Annotated in this window: 5 protein-coding genes and 1 tRNA gene; 2 read left to right on the plus strand and 4 right to left on the minus strand. The window is 35.8% G+C overall.

The features are described 5' to 3' along the window. Positions 1–1,697: putative bifunctional diguanylate cyclase/phosphodiesterase (locus tag WBM70_RS07240; RefSeq protein ID WP_424557831.1), on the plus strand; the 1,697-nt coding region annotated here is incomplete at its 5' end. Positions 1,698–1,736: 39 nt separating this feature from the next. Here WBM70_RS07240 and groL read toward each other — a convergent pair. Beyond that, on the minus strand, positions 1,737–3,368 hold the full coding sequence (gene groL, locus WBM70_RS07245) for a chaperonin GroEL (protein ID WP_424557832.1): 1,632 nt from the start codon (positions 3,366–3,368) through the stop codon (positions 1,737–1,739). A gap of 23 nt (positions 3,369–3,391) precedes the next feature. After that, the gene (locus WBM70_RS07250) at positions 3,392–3,658 is read right to left on the minus strand and encodes a co-chaperone GroES (RefSeq protein WP_424557833.1); all 267 of its coding nucleotides are present in this window, start codon (positions 3,656–3,658) and stop codon (positions 3,392–3,394) included. A 216-nt stretch (positions 3,659–3,874) separates the two neighbouring features. Between WBM70_RS07250 and WBM70_RS07255 the strand changes: the two genes are divergently transcribed. Next, positions 3,875–3,951 (plus strand) — tRNA-Met (locus WBM70_RS07255). 6 nt (positions 3,952–3,957) lie between these two features. On the opposite strand, the gene WBM70_RS07260 is transcribed toward WBM70_RS07255, so the two are convergent. Together WBM70_RS07260 and WBM70_RS07265 are read right to left on the minus strand one after the other, a co-directional pair. Then, positions 3,958–5,034: a tyrosine-type recombinase/integrase gene (locus WBM70_RS07260; protein WP_424557834.1), complete on the minus strand. Its 1,077-nt coding sequence runs from the start codon at positions 5,032–5,034 to the stop codon at positions 3,958–3,960. A 34-nt stretch (positions 5,035–5,068) separates the two neighbouring features. Further along, positions 5,069–5,290: a hypothetical protein gene (locus tag WBM70_RS07265; protein WP_424557835.1), complete on the minus strand. Its 222-nt coding sequence runs from the start codon at positions 5,288–5,290 to the stop codon at positions 5,069–5,071. Positions 5,291–5,801: the final 511 nt, after the last annotated feature.

The raw sequence follows: 5,801 nt of genomic DNA on the forward strand, positions 1-5,801 counted from the left end.
CATCTAGAAAGCGGTACGTCAGTGCATGTGATGAATTAAAATTTTTTAAACAAGAAAAAGAATTTTATGATGAAGCCATGATGGTATTGTCTGAAAATTATGATATTGTATTTGCAAATCAATCAGCTAAACAACTATTTTCTCTAGATAAGAATAATGTAAGACTCAAAAGTACAAAGGCTGTTGAACTCAAAACCGATACATCTTATCCTGATGAGTTTTTTAAAGTACTGAAAGAAAAAGTGAATGGACAAACAGAAAGCTTCCATCTAAAAAATGTAATACTTGTGATTTCAGGTAAATTTCAACATGTCAATATATATGTTGATAAAAGTGCATGGAATGTAAATAAAACGATCACCTGTATCATAGATATGCAAATGATTGCACCTTCAGAAACCGATAATAGTGCTAAAGCAAAAGAAGGTGGGGTTGATTTTTTCACAGGACTGCCTACCCAATTTTCTGCTCTTACTACTATTAACACGTTAGTGATAGAGAGTCAAAAAAAATCTAGGTCGTTTGGGTTATTTTTATTGGGTATAGATCATTTTAGAGATCTTCAAACTACTTTAGGATTAGCATATTCTAATCAGATCATAAAAAAAATGGCGGATTATTTTAAAAAACATAAAGATGATAATATTCGTGTTTATCGTATGGATTGTGATAAATTTTTACTTGTTGTAGAAAAAGTATCAGATGAAGAAGAAGCTCGTGATATAGCTAGAGGACTTATTGCCAGTATAGGAAATTATTACAAATCAGACAAAGAAGTTCGATTGACGGCTTCATTAGGTATTTCAATGTATCCAATGCATGGTGAGAATGCTACTAAATTATTGAATCATTCTTATATTGCATTGGATCAAGCACAAAAAGAGAGCGAATCCAATATTGAATTTTTCACAACAGAGTCTCAAACGGTACATAAAGATGAAGTAAAAATGAATGAAGAGATTCGTAAAGGATTGCAAAATAATCAGTTTTTCCTTTATTATCAGCCTATGTTCAGCTTGAAAAATGAAGAGATGGTAGGGGCTGAAGCACTTATTCGTTGGAAACATCCTGAACATGGATTGATCGCAGCAGATAAATTTTTAGATGTTGCGCAGAAAACAGGGCTTATTGTTGATATTGGGGAGTATGTATTTAGAGAAGTGATAAAACAGCGTAAACAGTGGGATGCATTAGGTTTGCAGAAGTTTAAGATCACAGTGAACCTCTCTTTAAAAGAGATGCAGGTTCAAACGCTCATAGAAAAGTTGAAAAGCTTATTTGAACAGTATTCTGTAGATCCAAAAGAGTTTAATCTAGATATTACAGAAAGTGCAGCTATGGCAAACATTGAACAGACTATGATGGACTTTAAGCTCTTTAAAGAGTTGGGTGTTACGATTTCTCTGGATCAATTTGGTGCAGGTTATTCTTCACTAAAGTATCTACAGGCATTACCGCTTTCCATGGTTAAAATAGACAGGTCGTTGATCTTTGAGCTTTATTATAATTTAGATCATCAAATTACAGTAAAATCTATGATAGCATTATTACATGGATTAGGATTTGAAGTTGTTGCCGAGGGAGTTGAAACATCTAAGGAATCCTCTCTGCTATATAATTTAGGATGTGATTATGCGCAAGGGTATTTATTCTCCAGACCACTGCCGGCACTTGAATTTGAAGAGTTATTGAGGTAATAACTCTAAGTGGATTTAAGAGGCTAAAGCCTCTCAAATTTACATCATGCCACCCATACCACTCATGTCTGGCATAGCCGGTTGTGCTGTAGGTGTTGCTTCTGGTATATCTGAAACAGTTGCTTCAGTAGTAAGAAGTAAAGATGCTACTGAAGTGGCATTTTGAAGTGCGACACGTTCCACTTTAAGTGGATCGATGATACCTGCTTCCAACATATCTACATATTCTCCAGTTGCAGCATTAAATCCTAGATTTTCTTCAGAAGCATGAGCGATCTTGTCGGCTACAACACCTGCATCAAATCCAGCATTTTCTGCAATTTGTTTCATAGGTGCAAATACAGCTCTAAGTATGATCTGTGCACCTACTTCTTCATCTCCTGTAAGACTAAGTGAAGTAGATTGGCTTGCTTTGATGAGTGCAGCTCCACCACCGATAACGATACCTTCATCCACAGCAGCCTTGGTTGCTGAAAGTGCATCATCTACTCTGTCTTTTTTCTCTTTCATTTCAGTTTCAGTAGCAGCACCTACTTTGATCACTGCAACACCGCCAGAGAGTTTTGCAAGTCTCTCTTGAAGTTTTTCTTTGTCATATTCACTTGTAGTTGTCGAGATCTGTGTTTTGATCTCTCCTACTCTTGCAAGCACAGCATTTTTGTCACCTTTACCGTCTACGATAACCGTGTTGTCTTTGTCTATGACTACTCTTGCTGCATGACCTAGTTCGGCCAGTGTTGTTTTTTCTAACGAAAGTCCAAGTTCTTCAGTGATGAGTGTCGCACCAGTTAAGATAGCGATATCTTTAAGCATCTCTTTTTTTCTATCCCCAAAACCAGGTGCTTTAACTGCTACGATGTTAAGGACACCTTTAAGACGGTTCAGTACAAGTGTTGCAAGTGCTTCACCCTCTAGGTCATCTGCAATGATGAGAAGGGGACGTCCACTTTGCTGTACTTGTTCTAATACAGGTACAAGGTCTTTAAGTGAAGTGATCTTCGCATCAGTTAAAAGTATGATAGGGGTTTCCATCTCACATGTCATTTTTTCAGAGTTCGTTACAAAGTACGGAGAAAGATATCCTCTGTCAAACTGCATACCTTCAACTACTTCAAGGTCATCATTGATACCTTTGGCTTCTTCTACCGTAATAACACCATCTTTACCCACTTTATCCATCGCTTCAGCGATCAGGTTACCTATAGTCTTATCAGAATTTGCAGAGATAGTTGCGACTTGTTCGATCTCTTTTTTATCTTTCACTTCTTTAGACATCTTTTGAAGTTCTTCTATGATGGCAGCAGATGCTTTATCCATTCCTCTTTTTACTTCTATAGGATTTGCTCCTGCAGTAATGTTTCTAAGACCCTCTTTAAAAATAGCATGAGCTAGCACTGTAGCAGTAGTTGTACCATCACCAGCTTCATCCGCTGTGTTGCTAGCCACTTCTTTGACCAGTTGAGCACCCATGTTTTCAAGTGGATCAACAAGTTCTATCTCTCTGGCGACACTCACGCCATCTTTTGTAATGTGCGGTGCACCATAACTTTTTTGTATGAGTACATTGCGACCTCTTGGACCCATTGTTACTTTCACTGCATCAGCGAGTTTGCTGACACCTGCATAAAGTCCGCTTCTTGCTTTGTCTGAATAAAATATTTCTTTTGCCATGTGTATTCCTTAATCGTTTATAATTAGTTGATAAGTCCTAAGACTTCTTTACTGAGTAAAATAAGATATTCTTTACCTTCTATAGTAATTTCCATACCTGAAAAGTTAGCAAATACGACTGTGTCACCTACATCGATACCGTCTTCTCTTGCGACGGGTCCTACTGCAATTACTTTGCCTTCTAAAGGTTTCTCTTTTGCTGTATCAGGAATGTAAAGTCCAGATGCTGTTGTGTTTGATTGTTCTTCACGTTCTACGAGAACTCTATCTTTTAGTGGTTTAAATGCCATAATAAATTTCTCCTTTTCTTAATAGTTTTTGTGGATGCATTGTAATAGTTTTTTGTTAAAAAGTCAAGATGGTTGTTTGAAATTATTTAATAAAGTTTAGTTAATATGACTAAACTATGTATTCTGCATCTATTTTTTACTTTTTTTTGTAGTTTTTTCTTATACTCATTGACAATAAAGGTATCTTTGGTTAAAATTCCGTCTCTTCACAAAGATGTCAAGGTAGCTCAGCTGGTTAGAGCGCTGGTCTCATAAGCCGGAGGTCGAGGGTTCAAGTCCCTCTCTTGACACCATTTCCCCTATAACGCACTTTGAGACATACTGTCAGTGGAATTGTCAGTAAATAGCTTTATTTTTCTATTTATTTTCAAGTGTTCACCCTTAATGAACTTACCATAGTTTTGTATAATCATCTGTGTTGAAGTATGCCCTACAAGTTGAGCCACTTCTAAAATACTTAGATCACTGTTTTTCAACATAGACACAATGAATGTATGTCTTGTAGCATATACTTTTCTGTAATCTATCTTACAATCTTTCAGTAGATCACGCCACTCTTTTTGTTTGCTTCCTGAGAATGCAGCATAAGGCTTCCCATCTTCTTTAGAAAATAACCATAGTGAATTACTGGGTTTAGGTAGATATTTAATAAGCCCATCAAAGATAGGAACATCACGTATACTACTATCCGTTTTAGGTGTCGTTATTTTACCTTTGTTAATACTTCTTCTAACTCTGATCACTCTATTTTTTAAGTCTATATCAGAGTGCATAAGTGCCAACACTTCACCAGTTCTCATTCCAGTATAGAAACTTATCGCTAAAAAAGTCTGTAACCATCCAAAGGTCTTACTGAGGATAATGTCCACCTGTTGACTAGAAAACGGCTCTACACTCTTTTTCGTGTGTTTAGGAAGTTTTATCTTGTCACATGGGTTATGCTTAATGGCTTCTGCATCAATTGCATTGTCAAACACACCTCTTAGTGGAGTTAAATAGTTGTTTACAGTCTTTGGTGTATTAATTTCAAGTCTGTCTCTGACAAACTCTTTGATCATAGCTCTATTAATAGCATTGATTCGAATATCACCGAAACGATCATTCAAAACATTTACAATACTTACTAACTGATTATATGTCTTTATATGCTCTTTATCCTTTAAAAAGATTTTGGCATAATATTTGAATTCCTTTGCCTTAGTTCCTGCAACCTCACCTAATATGATTTTGCGCTCTAAAGTTGGAATAACCTCTTTTTCAATCAATCTTCTGTTTGCTTTGGTATCTTTAAGCCGTGTACTTTTTTGAACGGTTTTAGTACCAATCATATACTCTACATAGAGTATTCCATTCGATCGTTTGAACATTCTTACCATGTTTACCATCCTCTCCAGTAGACAATGGGCATTATTATATTACCAAATCCAAGATATTTTTTGCTTTATCAGATAGGTTTTGATTTTCTACCCACTCGATCATTTTAGATACTTTCCAATCTATGCGCTTAGATTTTGGGAAGTAATGTATGTTTTCAAAAAAGATCACATCTCTGTTATTGAGAAGATAGTCACTACTATAGCCGATAAGTTTTGCCATATCATTGGTCTTTAAATAAAGTGGAATTGTATTCATGCACTTTGCCCTATATCGCTGACAGTTTCATAAAATACCATCTTGAATCCTTCTTCTTATGTTCATATGTGAAGACTCTTTAGGGTAAGAATCTCATCTTGAAAATTATTCTAGCTGAATCGTATGGGTAAAAAATAGCCTGCAAAAATTGAAAATTATAAAATTACATTTTGCAATGAACAATCAACTACTTTTCTTTTAAGATTGAAATCTTCAAATGAAAAAGTTGGATTTTACCCATCCTCTTTTGCTAGAGTTTTGAAATAAACAAGACTACGCAAAGGTAAACCTTCTTCGTTCTCTTGCTTAGAACACAAATTCAATATTATCTATCATACGAAGGAGAGGAATATGGCAAAGATGACAACAATCTCAGCAAAGCTAACGGTTGAGGAAAAGATGAGGTTTCAGCAGATGGCCAAAGAAAAGGGTCTGACTATCTCTGGATTAATCAAGCAGTTCATAAAAATGGGAAAGGTCTTTGATGTAAACGAAATGGATAGACTCGAAG

This window comes from Sulfurovum sp. (assembly GCF_049668085.1).
GTDB lineage: Bacteria > Campylobacterota > Campylobacteria > Campylobacterales > Sulfurovaceae > Sulfurovum.

Bases quoted from the DNA above. Each gene is read 5' to 3' on its own strand.
- groL (WP_424557832.1), bottom strand. From the start codon at position 3,368: ATGGCAAAAGAAATATTTTATTCAGACAAAGCAAGAAGCGGACTTTAT.
- WBM70_RS07260 (WP_424557834.1), bottom strand. From the start codon at position 5,034: ATGGTAAGAATGTTCAAACGATCGAATGGAATACTCTATGTAGAGTAT.
- WBM70_RS07265 (WP_424557835.1), bottom strand. From the start codon at position 5,290: ATGAATACAATTCCACTTTATTTAAAGACCAATGATATGGCAAAACTT.
- WBM70_RS07250 (WP_424557833.1), bottom strand. From the start codon at position 3,658: ATGGCATTTAAACCACTAAAAGATAGAGTTCTCGTAGAACGTGAAGAA.